This is a genomic window from Acinetobacter courvalinii (genome assembly GCF_014635545.1).
GTDB lineage: Bacteria > Pseudomonadota > Gammaproteobacteria > Pseudomonadales > Moraxellaceae > Acinetobacter > Acinetobacter courvalinii.
In genome coordinates this window covers 902,156-920,602 of sequence record NZ_BMDA01000001.1, presented here as the reverse complement: position 1 = coordinate 920,602, position 18,447 = coordinate 902,156, and the positions used below count along the sequence as shown (strand labels likewise).

Annotated in this window: 14 protein-coding genes; 1 reads left to right on the top strand and 13 read right to left on the bottom strand. The window is 42.6% G+C overall.

Annotated elements, in window-relative coordinates; translation table 11 throughout:
• Positions 1–4: 4 nt before the first annotated feature.
• From IEV39_RS04010 to IEV39_RS03995, 4 genes are all read right to left on the bottom strand, one after another.
• Complete coding sequence (locus IEV39_RS04010) at positions 5–769, bottom strand: iron ABC transporter ATP-binding protein (RefSeq protein ID WP_005286413.1); 765 nt, start codon at positions 767–769, stop codon at positions 5–7.
• Positions 760–1,716 (bottom strand): iron chelate uptake ABC transporter family permease subunit, encoded by a 957-nt coding sequence (locus IEV39_RS04005; protein ID WP_005286415.1) that lies wholly within the window; start codon positions 1,714–1,716, stop codon positions 760–762. Before IEV39_RS04005 ends, IEV39_RS04010 begins: the two co-directional genes overlap by 10 nt.
• Entirely contained in the window at positions 1,706–2,662 is a 957-nt protein-coding gene (locus tag IEV39_RS04000; RefSeq protein WP_005286418.1) for an ABC transporter permease, read from the bottom strand. The genes IEV39_RS04005 and IEV39_RS04000 overlap by 11 nt, the downstream gene beginning before the upstream one ends.
• 267 nt (positions 2,663–2,929) lie before the next feature.
• Complete coding sequence (locus IEV39_RS03995; protein ID WP_005286422.1) at positions 2,930–3,913, bottom strand: ion transporter; 984 nt, start codon at positions 3,911–3,913, stop codon at positions 2,930–2,932.
• Between the two features lie 269 nt (positions 3,914–4,182).
• Here IEV39_RS03995 and IEV39_RS03990 point away from each other — a divergent pair, with 269 nt between their 5' ends.
• On the top strand, positions 4,183–5,640 hold the full coding sequence (locus IEV39_RS03990) for a DASS family sodium-coupled anion symporter (RefSeq protein ID WP_005286425.1): 1,458 nt from the start codon (positions 4,183–4,185) through the stop codon (positions 5,638–5,640).
• Positions 5,641–5,689: 49 nt separating this feature from the next.
• Here IEV39_RS03990 and IEV39_RS03985 read toward each other — a convergent pair whose 3' ends face one another.
• From IEV39_RS03985 to IEV39_RS03945, 9 genes are all read right to left on the bottom strand, one after another.
• Positions 5,690–6,190 carry a hypothetical protein gene (locus IEV39_RS03985; RefSeq protein WP_005286428.1) on the bottom strand — a complete coding sequence of 167 codons (501 nt, stop codon included), beginning with the start codon at positions 6,188–6,190 and terminating at the stop codon, positions 5,690–5,692.
• 10 nt (positions 6,191–6,200) lie between these two features.
• Positions 6,201–6,782, bottom strand: a complete 582-nt coding sequence (locus IEV39_RS03980; protein WP_005286431.1) for a hypothetical protein — start codon at positions 6,780–6,782, stop codon at positions 6,201–6,203.
• A gap of 93 nt (positions 6,783–6,875) precedes the next feature.
• Positions 6,876–8,300 (bottom strand): formylglycine-generating enzyme family protein, encoded by a 1,425-nt coding sequence (locus tag IEV39_RS03975; protein WP_005286434.1) that lies wholly within the window; start codon positions 8,298–8,300, stop codon positions 6,876–6,878.
• Between the two features lie 408 nt (positions 8,301–8,708).
• The gene (locus IEV39_RS03970; protein ID WP_005286437.1) at positions 8,709–11,348 is read right to left on the bottom strand and encodes a bifunctional aconitate hydratase 2/2-methylisocitrate dehydratase; all 2,640 of its coding nucleotides are present in this window, start codon (positions 11,346–11,348) and stop codon (positions 8,709–8,711) included.
• Positions 11,349–11,607: 259 nt separating this feature from the next.
• Positions 11,608–11,967: a hypothetical protein gene (locus IEV39_RS03965; RefSeq protein ID WP_005286440.1), complete on the bottom strand. Its 360-nt coding sequence runs from the start codon at positions 11,965–11,967 to the stop codon at positions 11,608–11,610.
• 104 nt (positions 11,968–12,071) lie between these two features.
• Positions 12,072–12,533, bottom strand: coding sequence for a DUF4124 domain-containing protein (locus IEV39_RS03960; protein WP_005286444.1), 462 nt, complete (start codon positions 12,531–12,533; stop codon positions 12,072–12,074).
• Between the two features lie 127 nt (positions 12,534–12,660).
• On the bottom strand, positions 12,661–12,915 hold the full coding sequence (locus IEV39_RS03955; protein ID WP_005286447.1) for a hypothetical protein: 255 nt from the start codon (positions 12,913–12,915) through the stop codon (positions 12,661–12,663).
• 94 nt (positions 12,916–13,009) lie between these two features.
• Positions 13,010–13,543 (bottom strand): DUF4189 domain-containing protein, encoded by a 534-nt coding sequence (locus IEV39_RS03950; RefSeq protein WP_032883164.1) that lies wholly within the window; start codon positions 13,541–13,543, stop codon positions 13,010–13,012.
• A 396-nt stretch (positions 13,544–13,939) separates the two neighbouring features.
• The gene (locus IEV39_RS03945) at positions 13,940–18,445 is read right to left on the bottom strand and encodes a translocation/assembly module TamB domain-containing protein (protein WP_005286454.1); all 4,506 of its coding nucleotides are present in this window, start codon (positions 18,443–18,445) and stop codon (positions 13,940–13,942) included.
• Positions 18,446–18,447 lie beyond the last annotated feature (2 nt).

Here is an 18,447-nt window from a genome sequence, read left to right as displayed (position 1 = left end):
GCTCCTAACTAATAAAATACAAACCTAATTTATGTTGCTGAACCTGCTGGATCGGAATATGGAAATCGAAAATATCTTGGAGAATACGTTCATCCATCAACTGTTGTGGATGCCCTTGATACAGCAACTCACCTTCTTTCATGGCAATGATATGATCGGCATAGACGGAAGCAAAGTTAATGTCATGAATCACCACAATGATGGATTTGCCATGATTCTCGGCCAAATCTTTTAACACCCGCATAATCTGGGAAGAGTGCTTCATATCCAGATTGTTCAAGGGTTCATCCAGCAAGATATAGTCCGTGTCCTGTGCCAAAATCATGGCAATATAGGCACGTTGTCGCTGTCCACCCGACAATTCGCTGATTTGTCGGTGGCGTAAGGCATCTAAATCCATATAGGCAATGCAACGGTCAATCACTTGAAGGTCTTGTTCAGTCAGGCGTCCTTGTGAATACGGAAAGCGGCCAAAAGCGACCAGATCCTCGATACTGAGACGCAACTCGGTATGGTTGGACTGCTTCAAGATCGCCAGTTTTTTGGCAATATCGGCACTTTTCATCTGTTGCAAGTCTTGACCATCGAGTAAAACCTGCCCCTGATCCGCTTCGATTAAACGACTCATCATCGAAAGCACGGTACTTTTGCCTGCACCATTCGGCCCAATAAATGCGGTAAATTGCCCTTTGGCAATATTCAGCGATAGGTCATTCACGACCCGCTGTTGCTGATAGCTTTTACTTAAATGCTTGAGCTCTATTGCCATTTTTTATTTTCCTTCAATAAAATCCAGAAGAAATAAATTCCACCGACAAAGTTAATAATCACACTGAGCGTGGTTTTGAAATTCAGCACATGCAGCACCATGAACTGTCCAAGCATCAGACACAGAATGCTGACCAGAATGATGCCCAGCAGTAAGATATGATGTTGATGGGTCTTGAACATTTCCAGGGTAATGTTGAGTACCAACAGACCCAGGAACATCATTGGGCCAGCCAAAGCTGTTGCAGAAGCCAGTGCCAATACCACCAGAATCAACAACAAGCGACTGGTCTTGTCATAATCCAGTCCCAGATTCAGCGCATGATCTCGTCCCAGCGCCATCACATCGAGCGTGTGATAATGCTTTAAGCTATACAACAGAATCGGCACAATGGTGAGTAAGGACAAGCCCACCGTTTCCAGCTTCACCACATTAAAACTGGCAAAGCCGGCATAGGCAGCAATCTGGAATTCATCCGGATCGAGCAAGACCTGAAAAAAAGTGCTCATGTTGTCGAATAAAGTCGAACAGATCAGCCCTACCAACAGCAGGAAATAAATATTTTGCTGCGCCACTTTCTGGAAAATAAAGCGATACAGCAGCAAGGCAAAAGTCACCATGAGCAGCAGACTGATCAGATAATCCGTGACAAAATTCAGTGACAATAACGTGCTGGCACCAAAGAAATAGATAATCGCCGTTTTAGACAGTTCATATAATTTATCCAGTCCCAATGCCTGCGGCGTCACCACCCGATTATTGACAATGGTATGGAAAACCAAAGTCGAAACACCAACCGCAGTTCCCGCTACCACGATGGCTGCAACCGTTTTTAAACGCAGATTTAAGACATACTGCCAGGCCACGCCCAGATTCCAGCCAAGATAGAGTGCAATACTTGCAATCACAGCTACAGCTAAAATCATTAACTTGGTTTTATGAGGCATAGCGGTATCTCCTAAGCAGCAGCCACAAGAAAATGACACTGCCCACTACCCCCATAATCAGACTGACAGAGACCTCATAAGGGAAAATCACCACCCGACCAAATACATCGCAAAGCAGAACCAGCAAAGCACCCAACAATGCAGTATGAGAAAGGGTTTTCCGGATATTGTCACCGAGGTATAAGCTCACCAGATTCGGTACAATCAAACCGAGAAATGGAATCGCCCCGACGGTCACAATCACCACTCCGGTAATCACTGACACCAGTAACAGGCCAATAAAAAGCGTCTGTTTATAATTCAGCCCCAGATTGGTGGCAAAATCCTGTCCCAAGCCAGCCAGAACAAAACGATTGGCAAAGAAATAAATCAGGATCAGAACGGGCACGCTGAGATAGATCAGCTCGTATTGCCCATTTAAAATGGTGGAAAAGTCGCCTTGTAACCAACCCGCTAGGTTCTGTAATAAATCCAGTTGTAACGCAATAAAGGTGGTAAAGGCTGAAATGATACTGCCAAAAATCATCCCCACCAGTGGCACAAAAACCGTATCACGATGCTTGAGCGTCGCCAGAATACTCATAAAGGCCATCGCACCAATAAGCGTTACCGCAATGGCAAAACCTGTTTTAATAAAAATTGAAGCACTCGGCAGTAAAATGATTGAAACCAGAACACCTAAACGGGCACAGTCATATAGACCTGCGGTGGTGGGAGACACAAAGCGGTTACGACTCAACGACTGCATGATCAGACCGCAGACACTCAGCCCCGCACCCGCCACAACAATTGCCATCAGACGCGGTAAACGGCTAGTCCAGAACAGTTGCCAGTCTTGAGGGTTACCCGCCCACAAACCCGCAAGACTCATCTCGCCTACGCCGACAAATAAGGAAATCATTGCCAGTGGCAGTAACAATAAAATCAGATAACGCCGCTTAATCATGTCAGGAGAACTTCATCAGTTACATAAACTTAAAATAAGCTTAAAAATTACAATTTAATTACTAGAAAAGTAGCATAAATGAGAAAGATTATTGTTAACTTTTTTTAATCATGCTTAAAACTAATTTAAGCAGATCAGAATCAGAAAAATTTATGCAAAAAAATTAAAATAATTCATGCTTCCTTACCTGCTTCTTCTTATTATTCAGATAAAAATAAATTTCTATGAAATGAAGTCTAATTTTAGGCGCTGTCTTTATAATTCAATTTATTCCGTCAGCTTTTCACCACAATGCGGGCAAAAACGGTAATGCTTTTTTTCCTGTTCCTGATCTTCAAGCAACTTTTCCCTGACCAGTTGCATGATAATTTCATGGGTCTGCTCTTTGGGTAAACCGACTTTCTTGCGAATCCGTTCAATTTCCACCTGATCATGCAGCAAGTCCAGCCCCTTGGCTTGCAAGACTTCGCGAAACTCCTGTTCCAGTCGCTGATTTCGCATATTCAATTCATTGGCGAGACCCGAAGCCAGAATACCCGCGGGCAAAGCGGCAATACCGACACCGAGAATGGTAATAAATGCACCCAGTATCCGCCCCAAATTAGTTACTGGGGTCACATCACCATAACCGACTGTGGTGAGGGTGACCACCGCCCACCACATCGATTGCGGTATCGAACTAAAGGCTTCAGGCTGGGCTTTATTTTCAACCACATAAATCGCAGATGCGGTCATGACAATCATAATGACCAGAATAAAAATGACCGCCTGAAATGAACCTTTTTCACGCTGGATGACGCGTAATAGAATTTGCAGGGAAACAAAGTAGCGCGTCAGCTTCAATAAACGGACTAAACGTAAGACTCGTAAGAAACGTAAGTCAATCGGCACAATAAAGTTGAGATAGGCAGGTAGAATCGCCAATAAATCAATAATGGCCCCGCCACTTTTCATCCAGCGAATACGTTGCTTCCAAGCCGCCTCTTGTGGCTCTTGCTCAACAATACTCCACAGCCTGAGTAGATATTCGCCACTAAAAATCATGATCGAGAGATTTTCAAAGATATCGAAATACGGCTTATACAGTTGATAAAACTCGTTCACAGACTCCAGCAAAACGGCAGCAACGTTACCGATGATCAAGGCAATCAGCAGATAATTTACGCAGGTACTGACGGTACTTTTATAGTCATCATTATGCAGATTGTCATATACAAAACGTCTTAATTGCTGCCATGAAAGTTGAGTCATACCGTACTTATTGTCTGTTCAAGCAAGCTCAAAATGTAGCATGTTGTTTTCAAATTTGATAAGGGATTTTCACTTGAAGCCCTATTTTTAGGTTTAAAACAAGATCATTTGCCAATACATTGAGCTATCTGACGCTGTTTCAACAAAACTTTCTTTGCAGTTGGGCCTCCGCTTCAACCATAATAAAAGCTTCGTGGTTATTTCTTTAACGATTCATTCATAAAGAACTATAAATTTTATTAAACCCGTGACAACAAGGGGAATTTAACATGGGATTTAAAGCTCTCCCGACGCTGATCTCTTTATTTATTGCATTGATTATCTGGTTCGTGATTCCTGTACCTGCTGGCGTCGATCCTGATGCATGGCATTTATTGGCGATGTTTGTTGGTGTGATTGCCGCCATTATTGGTAAAGCCATGCCGATCGGTGCAATTGCGATTATTGCCATTACTTTGGTCGCTGTGACCGGTGTTACCAACGATAGCCCAAGTGGTGCCATTCAGGATGCGCTCAGCAGCTTTGCCAATCCACTGATCTGGTTAATCGGTATTTCGATCATGATCTCCAAAGGCTTGCAAAAAACCGGATTGGGCGCACGACTGGGCTATTTATTTATCGCGGTGTGGGGCAAGAAAACCATTGGTATCGGTTATAGCATGGTGCTGTCTGAACTGATTCTTGCACCGGTTACCCCAAGCAATACGGCACGTGGTGGCGGGATTATTCACCCGATTGTCCGTGCAATTTCGACCAGTTACGACTCTGACCCTGCCAAAGGCACTGAAGGACGCATGGGGAAATATTTAGCCTTGGTCAACTACCAAGCCAATCCGATTACCTCTGCCATGTTTATTACCGCAACCGCCCCTAACCCTTTGGTGGTGGATCTGGTAGCGAAAGCAACCAACAGTCAGATTTCATTGAGCTGGAGTACCTGGGCACTGGCCATGTTATTACCGGGCTTAATTGCCTTGATCATCATGCCGTTAATCATGTACTGGATGTATCCACCTGAAGTTAAGGAAACCCCAAACGCAGCGCAGTTTGCCAAAACCAAGTTGCAGGAAATGGGGCCTGTCAGCAAAAATGAAATCATTATGCTGGGTGTATTTGGGATTTTACTACTGTTATGGGCAGGTATCCCTGCCATGATTTTCGGTTCAGCTTGGGCGGTTGATCCGACCACGACTGCCTTTATTGGTTTGGGCTTGCTGCTAATTACAGGTGTACTGACTTGGGAAGATATCCTGACGCAAAAAAGCGCATGGGATACCATCACTTGGTTCGCAGCTTTGGTGATGATGGCGACTTATTTAAATAAGCTCGGTTTAATCACATGGTTCTCAGGCGTACTGGAAACAGGAATTGGCCATTTGGGTCTCAGCTGGATGCCTGCCTGTTTATTGCTGATGCTGGCCTATCTCTATGCACATTATATGTTTGCCAGTACCACGGCACACATCACTGCCATGTTTGCAGCCTTTTATACAGCTGGACTGGCGCTGGGTGCTCCACCGATGTTATTTGCCTTAATGATGGCAGCAGCTTCTAGCATCATGATGACCTTAACCCATTATGCGACGGGCACATCGCCTGTGGTATTTGGTTCGGGTTACACCACACTGGGTGAATGGTGGAAAGCTGGCTTTGTCATGAGTGTCGTCAATATCATCATCTTTGTGGTGATTGGCGGACTTTGGTGGAAAGTGTTAGGTTATTGGTGATTTAAAAAGCAGAGGAACATTCTGTACGATTAGGAATGTTCCTCTAAATTTAGATTCCCAAATGTAGAACATATAAACTATTATTAGAATCAATGACCTTCTGCATAAGTTCTGCCAATATTTCAATTTTTTGTATAACTTCATTCTTTTGCATAATGATTTTTTCATAACCTGCTGTTTGTCTTAAAATACGATCAACATTTTCATTTGGGTCAATCACATTATCATATGCATGAATAAAAGTATACTCGCCTGTTAAGGTTAAAACTTGTGGCGATAACTTTAAAATATTAACTAGACTAGAAAACAATTGAAATGCTTCTTTAGCTCCATCTCCATCAATCACTGTTACACCATAATAATTTAAACCAGTATGCCTAACTTTTAAACTTGGATTATAGGTAGGTATCCATTTTAAAAAATCATTAAAATAAATAATAAGATCATCATGGATTGAAACATCATGAGAAACCTTACCGACTAGCTCGCAGCAATCATCATAAGAGAATTCATTTTTATTTAATAAAACAAAATCATGTAGTAATGCCATAAATAGAACCTCAATTTAAATGGTAGTTATCTCTATCTATGAAAGCTTTCCACTCTTCATGGCTATAAAGTTTAAGATTTTCTAGCTGAGTTCCTACCAACAAAAAACGATCATCCCATGTAAGAACCTCCCTATCATCTTCTAGTTTTCTTTCTGAAAACTTTGGACAAAAATTAGCATCAAAATCCATTATACCTATTTCAAGTAAATGTTTAATGTCTTTAGGATTTTCAGGAATAGAATGAAATACGGGTATATTCTCTATTAATTTACGAGCAAATTCATGAGGTTCAGAATCTAAATCATCCAAATACCATTTTTGGTCATCACACCTCCATAAATAAGCAGTAAAACCATTTTGCTCAATCAATAAAGTCTCTGTAATTGCATTTGGTTCCTGATACCAGACAGAAAATGCTAAGGTTTTTGTCGGAATAATTAAAAATTTTGGCGGTTTTAAATAAGGATAATCCTTTAATATTAGAGAAACCAAACCTTTAATTGCTGTTGCTAAATCCTCAACCTTATGATTTTTATGGATAATATTAACTAGTTCATAAATATTACCTTTTATATTCAAAATACTTTTCATTTTATAAAAAATAAGGGCTGATTACTCAGCCCTGATTTTTAGCAAAAACAATCGATTAGGTCAATTGAACAAATTCAGGTTTCTTATTCTTTATCAAATTTCCCGCACTACACGAAAGCCCCACATGGTTGAGCTGGCCTGAGATGAATAATAAGCATTACGATAAGCAGTACGGACGTTATGCACATTGTAAATCCATGCTCCACCACGTAATACAGGGAAATGACACAAGCCATTATTCTCGGCGCCCCAACGTGCCTGAGTAGTCGGTGCACCTTGATAATTGGCATGCCAACAATCATCTACCCATTCACGGGCATTGGCAAGGACATCATATAGTCCAAAAGCATTCGGTAAAAATGAACCTACAGGTGCGGTATAAGCATAGCCATCACTACAGTTAAATGAACGCCATGCCGCAGTATTCTTTTCGGTTGAAGTCGTGGTTATATCCAGAACATTGGCATATTTACAAGCTTGATCACGCTCAGGATCGTTACCCCAATAAAAGGTCGTTGATGATCCCGCTCTAGCCGCATACTCCCATTCTGCCTCAGTTGGCAAACGATAGGTTTTTCCTGTCTTTTTAGAAAGCCATGCCGTGAATGCCTGACCATCTTCGCGGCGTACACACACGACCGGATCTTGGGCAGTTTGAGCAAATCCCGGGTTACTCGGACTTAAATCATTGCGATACCACATATTAAAGTCACCATCACGGACCTCCCAATTGCGGCACCCTTGCACCTCCCAGCCTGTTTCTTTCTGGAATTGCTGAAACTGGGCCACAGTGGTTTCGTGGGACGCCATTGCAAATGGCTGGGTAATATTGACCTGATGTTGTGGCAATTCATAGGGTCTTGCCTGATCTGGTACCTCTTCTCTTTCATGCTCAGCTGACGAACCTCCCATCTGATAACTGCCCTTTGGAATAACTGTCAGCTCTGGACAAAATTGATCTGCGCAGTCCTTAAATTTAAATAAGGCTGCAGTATTCACATTTACTTCAGTATTTGTCAGTTTTGCCAGTTGGATTGGCTTATCCATTTGAGGAGGATTATTTAACTGCCGGGTTAATAAGTTAATGGTACCCTGCCACTCACTGACCATTTCACGCAACATGGCTGGGCGCTCCATACTGACGCCTGAACCATCATAATCTGGTGCATTACAACGTTGCTGCAGGAAGCTGGATTCTGACTCAAGTTGTAATAATTTAGGTAACATTCGCTGATCAATAAAAGCAGCGAGATTATTTTCGGAACTGGTTAATGATGCCCTCAGTTTCTGTAAAGCCGTTTTTGCCTTAAGGTTTTGATCAAGAATTCCTGCATATACTGCATCACATTGATTATTTTGCCATACCAAACGTTCACTTAAAGCCTTTAACGCAGTACTGGTCGCCTGTTGCTTGTATTCCGAACTAATTTCATTTTTATCATCATTGCACGCAACCAGAAAATATCCTAAAAACAAGATACCAGCTGCTTTGAGATAGCCTGTAGATAAAGTCTTCATGCGAAGCTCCATTTTTTTAATTGAATACGTTCTTTATAAGCTCAAGAGAATGCACATAAGAATCATCTTTTTAAGCTGAAAAGGCCTATTTATTATTAATAAAAATTAATAATATTTTTAGAATTACGGGCTCTTAATTATCATAAAAAATAAGCAGGTTATAATTTTGCCAATAAAAAATACAGATTAAAGTTATTCCGAAAAGTAAATCTTCATTTTTAATACATTTGCTTTGCCTAAATTGTTAAGTCTTATCTGGCATTACACTCATGTACAGGATCAAAAAAATAAGGGCTGATTAATCAGCCCTTATTTTCAGCTTTTGCCCAAGCAAATCATGGATTTGCTCTTCTTGCGAAGTGATACTTCTCAGGGAAAAGCCCTTCGGCTTTTCTTGATCCTAGCTCATTAAGTCAATTGAGCAGCTTGGATTTTCTTGGTATCAACTTGATCAGCTTCTTTTGTATATTCGCTCATCTTGTCGAAGTTCAAGTATTTGTAGATGTCAGCAGAAGCGCTGTCGATTTGCGACGCGTACTGTTGATATTCTTCTGGGCTTGGTAATTTACCAAGAACCGCAGCGACAGATGCAAGCTCAGCAGAAGCCAAGTAAACGTTTGCACCTTGACCTAAACGGTTCGGGAAGTTACGAGTAGACGTCGATACACATGTTGTGTTCGGTGCTACACGTGCTTGGTTACCCATACACAATGAACAGCCTGGCATCTCGGTACGCGCACCAGCACGACCGTAGATGTTGTACATGCCTTCTTCCATCAATTGATGCTCGTCCATACGTGTTGGTGGAGCCAACCATAAACGAGTAGACAATGAACCACCAGGTACTTTGTCAAGTAACTGGCCCGCTGCACGGAAGTGACCAATGTTAGTCATACATGAACCGATGAATACTTCATCAATCTTGTCGCCTTGAACGTCAGAAAGAAGTTTCGCGTCATCTGGATCGTTCGGGCAGCAAAGAATTGGTTCTTTGATGTCAGCAAGATCGATTTCGTAAACTTTTAAGTATTCTGCATCAGCATCTGCTTTTAACAGGCTTGGGTTATCTAACCACTTCTGCATGTTTTCAGCACGGCGTGCAAGTGTACGTGCATCGCCATAACCTTCAGCGATCATCCACTTCAACATGGTGATGTTAGAACGTAGGTATTCAGCAACTTTCTCTTCAGAAAGCGTGATTGAACAGCCAGCAGCAGAACGTTCAGCAGACGCATCAGAAAGTTCGAATGCTTGCTCAACAGTCAAGTCATTTTCCATTTCTGAAAGATCGATCTCAAGGATACGACCAGAGAAGATGTTTTTCTTACCTTTCTTCTCTACAGTCAAGTCACCAGCCTGGATTGCGTAGTAAGGAATTGCATGTACAAGGTCACGTAAGGTGATACCAGGTTGCATTTTACCTTTGAACTTAACAAGTACAGATTCAGGCATATCCAGTGGCATAACACCAGTCGCAGCTGCGAACGCAACAAGACCAGAACCCGCCGGGAATGAAATACCGATTGGGAAACGAGTATGTGAGTCACCACCAGTACCAACAGTATCTGGAAGTAGCATACGGTTTAACCAAGAGTGGATAATACCGTCACCTGGACGTAAAGATACACCACCACGGTTCATGATGAAGTCAGGTAATGTATGGTGAGTTGTTACGTCAACTGGTTTTGGATACGCAGCAGTGTGACAGAAAGACTGCATTACTAAGTCAGACGAGAAGCCCAAGCACGCCAAGTCTTTTAACTCGTCACGAGTCATAGGACCTGTTGTATCTTGAGAACCAACAGTCGTCATCTTAGGTTCACAGTAAGTTCCTGGACGGATACCTTGACCTTCTGCTAAACCACATGCACGGCCAACCATCTTCTGAGCTTGGGTGAAACCTTTGCCTGTGTCAGCAGGTTGTACTGGAGTACGGAACAATGTAGAAGGTGCAAGACCTAGTTCTTCACGTGCTTTTGCAGTTAAACCACGACCAATGATCAGGTTAATACGACCACCCGCACGTACTTCGTCTAAAAGTACTGGTGTTTTAAGGTCAGCTTCTGAAATTTGAGCGCCGTCTTTGAATGCAGTTACTTTTGCAGCAGCGTGATCAATTTTCAATACAACTTCGTCGCCCATGTTCATGTTGGCAACGTCGATTTCTACAGGTAATGCACCTGCATCTTCCATTGTATTGAAGAAAATTGGTGCGATTTTAGAACCTAAGCACACACCACCGTCTTTTTTATTTGGAATGTGTGGAAGTTCGTCACCAAAGAACCAAAGAACCGAGTTAGTTGCAGACTTACGAGAAGAACCTGTACCAACAACGTCACCTACGTAAGCAACCTGGTTGCCTTTCGCGATAAGTTCTTTAATTTGGCTTAATGGGCCAACTTCACCTGGTTTTTCAGGGTTGATACCATCACGCTCGTTTTTCAACATAGCGTTTGCGTGTAACGGGATGTCCGGACGGCTCCAAGCGTCTTGAGCTGGAGACAAGTCATCGGTATTGGTCTCACCAGTTACTTTGAACACAGTGATTTTGATTTCTTCTGGAACGTCTGGACGGCTTGTGAACCATTCAGCATCAGCCCAAGATTGTAAAACAGCTTTAGCTGCAGCATTACCTGCTTTGGCTTTGTCTGCTACGTCATGGAATGCATCAAATACAAGAAGTGTTTTCTTTAACGCTTCAGCAGCAAGCTCAGCAAGTTCAGCATTATCAAGGAGCTCAACAAGTGGCGCTACGTTATAACCACCAAGCATCGTACCGAGTAAGTATACTGCGCGCTCTTTGGTTACGAGTGGAGAGGTTGCTTCGCCTTTTGCAACGGCAGCTAAGAAAGCAGCTTTTACATATGCAGCTTGGTCAACACCTGCTGGAACACGGTTTTCTAGCAAATCAACCAGGTATGCTTCTTCACCTGCTGGTGGATTTTTTAATAGGGCTACAAGTTCAGCAGTTTGAGCATCATCAAGCGGCTTCGGTGGGACTCCGAGTGCGGCACGTTCTTCAACGTGTTGGCGGTAAGCTTCTAGCACAGTGTTATTCCTCTTTTTTAAAAAATTACTTGTAAGTTCCAGCTTTGTACAAGCTTTACAAGCAATGTGGACAGCAAAATTTTACTAGACTTCGCGTCAAATGTTAATGCAACTACCGTATTTCTACGTGATGTCCATTATTTTATAGCGAAATGATCCCCTCTTTTAAATACCGCTTTGGTCTAAGGTTAATGTCTAATAAAACAATAAATTACATCTATAAAAAAAGACAAACGATGTTGTCTTTTTTATGAACACATTAAAAAAGTTTATAGTTCGGTAGCTTGTCATGTGGTGTAGCCAAGCATTCTTCCATAAATTTTTTCTTTAAATTTTCACGTAATGCTTCTGGATCTTTTTTCAGTTCATCAACCGGGATTGCATAAACTTTATCCAGAATATTAAAGATAAACTTACGTGTCATTTCATCTTCAATTTTGCCCGCATGTTCCGTTGCCTGCTTTTGGTCAATTCCATTTTGACGATCTAAAGTGATTGAGCGTGCAGCGTTCCCGACACTGACACAGTAACCGTGCCATTGTTCTTCAGGGGTTAACGGCTTTTTCTCAGCACAACCAGCCAAAACTAAACCTAGTGCAATCAACAAAACTTTTTTCATCTTCATACTGCGGCTAATTTGATGCCCACCATCATACTGAAACTTGTTTATTTTGCAAAAAGGAAGCAGCTAAAAGCTTGCTTTCCGTAATAAAAACATACAAATCATTTATTACATTGCATGTTATTGGCGATCTTTTGACACTTCCCTCCATGTGCTGAAAGATAAGTCGTGCCCGCCACTAAATTATAAGACTTGCCTTTTGTATCCCAGCACCTTACGCCATTACAGTTTTTTACGGGAATGAGTACTCCTCCGCTTGCTGCCGTCAGATGGCTGGCTGTAGCATTGCTTACAGGTTTGGATGTCGTTGCTAGAGTTGCGGTCAGCGTGGTCGCTTTGGGCTCTTTAGGTGCAGTTGACTGCTGTACTTTAGTATTGCTGCTGTTCTTGACCGGATCGAGTTGCGGTTCGGTTTTTTGTGCAGGTGGTGGCGTTGCTGAATAAGTAGTGACACCTTTGGCATCGACCCATTTATAGTATTCCTTGGCATTGACTTGGAGTGTGGAACTGAGCAGTATCAAGCCAAGCACTGCCCAAAGCTGACCGAAAGTGACAGTTTTCATGTGTTTTCTCCAAAAAATGTCCTAAATTCATTTATTATCAATATCTTATAAAAATTCTATCATATTTTATCTATTCGAACCTTTGTTTTAAGTAGCTCGCTATGCCTATAGATCAAAACCTTAAAAATTATTGGTTGATCTTAAAGTATTTCTGACACCCCTCCATCCATTCTTCAGATACAGGAGGGTCATTTGGAAATTGAGTATTGGCTTTGTTGCAATCCTTTATATCTTCAAATCCCTTAGCGGCTGGATAGGTATACCCGTAAAATCCATCGGTATTTTCATCATACCCACCTGTTCGTTTATACTCTCTACATAAATAAACGATAGAAAATAATGTGATCGCTAAAATAGCGATTATTAGTCCTTTAAACATCATTCTTATGCTCTTTTATTTAATTTTGGATGCTTGCTTACCCTTTAAAAATCAAATTAATCGTCAATGAACAGATTTAAAATACCGTGTTAAGCCATTAATACTTAACAAACCGTGGTTCGGTACAGGCAGAATAATAAACGCGGCAGTTGGTATCCCCCCATTTCTTGCACGTCTGGATTCCAAGTTGCGATGCCTCTGGAATTGAACCAGCACTTGCCAATCTATAATTAGTTTTACCTGTAACCATCACTGAACATTGATTATGATAAGCCAACTCGACTTCACAAGATTGACCACCTTTCTTTTTACAATCTGCGAGTGCCAAGCGTTCTGCTTCTGCTTTACTATCTGCTCCCACTGCTGTTCCTAGTACACCACCTTTTGGTGATGGTGCAATCGCTCCCCACGTCTTTACCCAATAACCTGTAGGTTGTAGCGGTAATTGCGGTGCTGCTTGTTGTACAGCCCCACTACCTTGATAGTAAGGTGAAAGAGGATCATTTGGTGGAATGCAGCCAAGATTATTCGCTACGGGAATGCCTGAAGGACATGCTTGAACATTTGTATGCGCATTGAGTGCAAATAAACCTAATCCTAACCACATTAACTGTCTTAAATATTTATTCATTTCAAACTCTCTTTTTACACCCCTCCCACTATTATGCAGTTGTACAAACATCAAAACAGATGCACTCAAAAAGTGGATTTATCTATTCAACTATAAAATCAACATCACTCAGAACAGTAATTTTAATTTTGGATCAAGAGCTGAAATGACTTAAAAGACACCTATAAAAATCTAAATTACTATAATAAAACAATGACTTGAATATTATATTTTTAGCATTATCCTTAGCATAGCCTCTAAAAAATTGGCATAGACTGTTAATAGATCTGTCCTCATTATTTCTTTGTGACGATCAGATCTTAAAGGTTTCAGATGTGATTTTAGCCCATAAAAAAAGAGGAACTATTTCAGCGAAATAATTCCTCTTTCCTGTTCTAAGCCTAGCTTAAAGAAAGCTTAGAAACGCCAGTTATAGAATACGTCAATTGCACGTTCTAAGGACTGACTTGCTTCCAGATATAAACGGCGGTTCATCTGATAACGCAAGGTCAACTTGTTCACTGGGGTAAACACACCAATACCATAACGAATAAACAGATCTGGCGTGATATAGCCTGTCAGGCTGACCTGCGTATCATCACCGGTACCCTGTGCATCCAGCGCCAGACCACTTAACCCGAAGGTTCGGCCAATCTGGTTGGTCAAGGCACGTGTACCACCCAAGCCCATACTGATCCCTGCGGCAGCAATGGTATTGTTTACATCCGACTTAAAGCCCTCAGTATTACTTAAACCGCTGTTACCTTCATTAATACGGCCAGTCAATAAGGCATTCAATGCTTCCTGTTCAGATAAGCCAGCATCGTTATAAATCTGAATATTCGGCACGGTTGCGGTACCTGTAACACGGACACCGACCATGCTGCCCTGAACCGGTTTATTGGCATCAATATCCAGTGTCGGGTTTGCCAACGGTCCGTTAAAACGCGCAATCGCACGATTCAGGTCAAGGCTTTGACCATAGGCTTCGATCTTCACCTTCTGGCTGACACCAATGGCACCATTGGCACGCATGGCTGTTTCCAGACCACGTTGCGATAAATGTAAACGTCCGACCAGTGGAATGGTACTTTCGAAGCCCTGGAAGATTACCTGATTTCCAAGTGTCACGGTCATATCTGCACGAATATCCCAAGGCTTGGCCGCTTTCAGGGTAGCCAGCAAATCTTGTCCCTGTTGTACTACACGCACATCCGGTGAAAGATTGACGACACTTTCAGAGGTTTCTGGCATGGAAATACGCGCACGCGGGACATCCACCGTGCCTTTCAGGCTTAAACGCTTGTCAAATGGATAAACATCCAGACTCAGATCAGGCTTCACAATTGCCGTAATCATAGGTGCCTGACGCACCAGCAAATTATCGCCTTTCAAAGTCAGGTTTAAATGTGGATCATTCTTCCAGTCAAAATTACCCTTTAAGCGCCCCACACCTTGTCCGCTGTTAAATGCACCATCAATCGTGGCATAGTCTTGGCGAATCGATGAATATAGCTGGATGTTGCTTAAATTGACCGGCAGTGAAATCATGCTGATCGCACCATTTTTCAAACGCATCTCACCGGTAATCTGTGGCTGGGTCAAAGTACCATTAACTTTTCCGGCCAAGGACAAGGTGCCCGCCATCGAACGCACATCCTTGATAAATGGCTTGAATACTTTGAGCTGTACATCATCAAATGCTACTTCACCACGCATCGGCATATTGTTCTGGAATGGATCAATAATGACATTGGCATAACCCGTTCCAATATCCGGTGTCTTCATATCGACACGGAATAACATGCCTTCGCTGATACTTTTGGCTATCAGACTCAATTCATCATAAGTCACTGTCGTGGCAGGATCTTGCGGATCATCCGCGGCCAGACCAATCTCACCTTTACGTGTGACTAAACGCGCATCCAGTTTTGGATGACTGCCGTTCGCCCACGACGCTTTGGCATAACCGTTGAGCTGACCTGTAACCGCCAGACCTTCTGGCATAAAGGCGGTAAAGTCTTTTAGATCCAGATTTTTGGTAATCAGCGAGAAGTTACCTTTGGCCTTACTGATACGGGCCGGCTGATCCAGACACAACTGACTGTTTGAACTCTGCCAGCAGTGCTGCCCAATATAGAGTTGCTGCTGTGCTGCGGTATAGATAATCGGCGCATTCTGGTTTTGCACCAGACTGATATTACGCGAGGTAAAGTTACCTTTCTGCACCAGTCCTAACCAGTCATTGTTTGGATTAAAACCACCCGCCAGTTGTACATAGAAATTAGATTGTCGGTTTTTACTTTCAACCTTCAATACATGCGCTTTACGCGTTCCGGCCAGATTTACGGTGGCATTCTGGATTTCACGATTACCGTTACGTAACTGGGTTAACGTCGCCGTTAACTGGGTTGGAGTGGTTTCAGATGTCGGCAGTTCACCTTGTACACGTAATGACTTGATACTGACCAGATCATTAAAGGCAAAGTTATCGACCGCCATGTTCGCGGTTGCTCTTAAACGTGGTTGTGACTGGACGTTTAGGCTACCATAGGCACGGCCACGTAAGCCCGGATATAACTCATATAATGCAGGAGCATTGAGTTTAATTCTCAAGCTTTGTGCATTGCCAGTGGCCTGTAACTGGTTCTGTGCATAAGCCAGGAATAGGTCGTTGGCCTCAAATTGCTGCGGTAAAAAACCTTGCTGATTTGAATCAAGTAACAGGCTGAGATTACCACGACCGCGAACTGGCTTATTGTTGATGAAACCGGCTGCGTTAAGTTGGCGAATATCAATCCGTTTCAGCTTGTCTGACCAGACCCCTTGTGTTTTCACATGCCCGGAGACTTCACCTTTAACCGTAGAAACAAAGTATTGCGGTTTAAAACGTACCAGTGAGGCATCAATATCCCAGCCCAGCTTGTCTTTCAGATTCACTGACCCGGTCGCAAATACTTTACCTGCAACCCCATCGTGTTTTAATTCTTTAATATTAATGTATTCAGGCGTTCCGGCTACATTAATCTTTAATAAGCCATCCCCCTGATTCAGGGCGTTAAGCGAACCGTCATAGTCCACTGCAAAGCTCTTGAATCCGCCACCCGCTTTTTCATCATGGAAAATTAAAGCGGCAGTACTTTTACCTTTCAGTGCAATGGTTTCTTTCTGGTTGGCCTGTGCCAGCTGACCTTTTAAATCAATCTGTTCAAACTTGATCACTTGCTGATTCGGTTTGGCAAAGCCATTGGCTTTGATTTCCCCATTGAGCACATTGACCGGTGCAGCTGCCGCAACCGTTTGCGGATTAAAATCTTGTGCCTTAAGCTGCGCTTGCCAAGACAGCTGCTGCTTTTCAGTTGGTAATTTTACTTTGGCCTGACCAGACAAACTGCCTTTTTCAGCCAGATAACGGAAATTTTCAACATTTAAGAGATTGTCTTTTAAATCCAAACGCGCTTCATATTTACCCGTTGGCAATAAACCCTGTTCATGCGGACGTACCGTGGTCGCAACATAAATATCCTGTTGACCCTCTTTTAACGCCACATTGGTATGACCTTCTTCACTGCTCAACCAGCCGATATAAGGCATGGCACGGTCAATGCCTTTCCATGAAATATCCAGCAACATAGGCTGAGCTTTGTTATTTTTTTCTTCGGCCTGATCCAGCTTGAGTGCCCAGCTTTCATATTTGTCAAAAGCCACTTGAGCAGTCAGTGCCAGACCTTTTTGTAAGGAACCGGAAGAACTGATATTGGCATCTAGTTTCGGCGGTAAAAAGTCCTGTGCGATCTGCGGTACCGTAGTATTTTCAGGATCCAAATGGTCCAGACGCCCTTTCAGATCCCAGGTGACATGCTCATGCCAGTTTACAATACCGTTCAGGCTCACTGCACCTTTCATTAGCTGGCCATTTAAATCACGGATATTTAACTGATGCGTTAAATCGGTATCCATCAGTGCCGTATATTTACCTTCCGGAATCTGCTCACCTTTTAAATCCGTATCAAGATTCAACACCAGTTTTTGTATATCACCGTTAAATTTGACCACACCATCTTTGGCAAACAGCTTCTGGTCTTTCAATAAAGGCAAATGATAATTTTTTAAGAACAATTCGCCCTGCATCGGCACATGTTCACGAACCGGATGCAGAATCGCCCGACCTGTGAGCAGATCAGGAGTGGTGGTCGCAACCCCCAGTCTTAAGGTATCTAAAGAACCGCGCGCTGCCACCTTAATGGTTTCGATATCCAGACTTTTTAATGCAGGAATGATCAGATCAGCCTTGGCATTTAAAGGATATTTCCCACTGAAATCCATATGACCTGAAGCATTCTGGACGGCGAGATAACCCATATCCATGCGCGAGTCTTCAAACTCCAGCTTGGTCTCAGACCATAGGGCATCTTTCAGATAGACATCGTTAAAATCAACTTTTGAAGTTGCGGTCTGGATTTGCAGATGATCCAGACTGGCTTCATCAATCCGTAAGACAAAAGGCAGCTTGATCGGCTCGAATCCAAAAGGTTCATCCGAAGGTGGTTTCTTATTGATAATTTTTAGATTACGGACATCGGCATGACTCAAATGTACTTCTTTATTTAGAATCGCGCGCCAGCCCAAAGAGACATCCGCCCGATCTAAAGAAACATCTACCGCCTGTAACTGCACCAGAATATTTTTCAGGATAATACCCTTGAGCAGATTACCGCCTTCATATTCATATTTAATAATTTTCTGGCTTTGCAATACGCGATCCAGTAGAAAGCGGCTACCTTTATCGGTAGACATCATCACAATTAAAGAACTGACCAATAACAAAAGAATGATCAGCACGATCAGCGCAATATTACGACCAAGGTGCCGTTTTTTTCTTGGTCCAGCGGGAGGTGTCAGTTGCTGTTCTACTTCCGTCATAA

What these genes read in the sequence shown, in the direction of transcription:
- IEV39_RS04005 (WP_005286415.1), bottom strand. Translation starts at nt 1,716, where the DNA reads ATGCCTCATAAAACCAAGTTAATGATTTTAGCTGTAGCTGTGATTGCA.
- IEV39_RS03965 (WP_005286440.1), bottom strand. Translation starts at nt 11,967, where the DNA reads ATGAAAAAAGTTTTGTTGATTGCACTAGGTTTAGTTTTGGCTGGTTGT.
- IEV39_RS03975 (WP_005286434.1), bottom strand. Translation starts at nt 8,300, where the DNA reads ATGAAGACTTTATCTACAGGCTATCTCAAAGCAGCTGGTATCTTGTTT.
- IEV39_RS03945 (WP_005286454.1), bottom strand. Translation starts at nt 18,445, where the DNA reads ATGACGGAAGTAGAACAGCAACTGACACCTCCCGCTGGACCAAGAAAA.
- IEV39_RS04010 (WP_005286413.1), bottom strand. Translation starts at nt 769, where the DNA reads ATGGCAATAGAGCTCAAGCATTTAAGTAAAAGCTATCAGCAACAGCGG.
- IEV39_RS03980 (WP_005286431.1), bottom strand. Translation starts at nt 6,782, where the DNA reads ATGAAAAGTATTTTGAATATAAAAGGTAATATTTATGAACTAGTTAAT.
- IEV39_RS03985 (WP_005286428.1), bottom strand. Translation starts at nt 6,190, where the DNA reads ATGGCATTACTACATGATTTTGTTTTATTAAATAAAAATGAATTCTCT.
- IEV39_RS03960 (WP_005286444.1), bottom strand. Translation starts at nt 12,533, where the DNA reads ATGAAAACTGTCACTTTCGGTCAGCTTTGGGCAGTGCTTGGCTTGATA.
- IEV39_RS03990 (WP_005286425.1), top strand. Translation starts at nt 4,183, where the DNA reads ATGGGATTTAAAGCTCTCCCGACGCTGATCTCTTTATTTATTGCATTG.
- IEV39_RS03995 (WP_005286422.1), bottom strand. Translation starts at nt 3,913, where the DNA reads ATGACTCAACTTTCATGGCAGCAATTAAGACGTTTTGTATATGACAAT.
- IEV39_RS03950 (WP_032883164.1), bottom strand. Translation starts at nt 13,543, where the DNA reads ATGAATAAATATTTAAGACAGTTAATGTGGTTAGGATTAGGTTTATTT.
- IEV39_RS03955 (WP_005286447.1), bottom strand. Translation starts at nt 12,915, where the DNA reads ATGATGTTTAAAGGACTAATAATCGCTATTTTAGCGATCACATTATTT.
- IEV39_RS04000 (WP_005286418.1), bottom strand. Translation starts at nt 2,662, where the DNA reads ATGATTAAGCGGCGTTATCTGATTTTATTGTTACTGCCACTGGCAATG.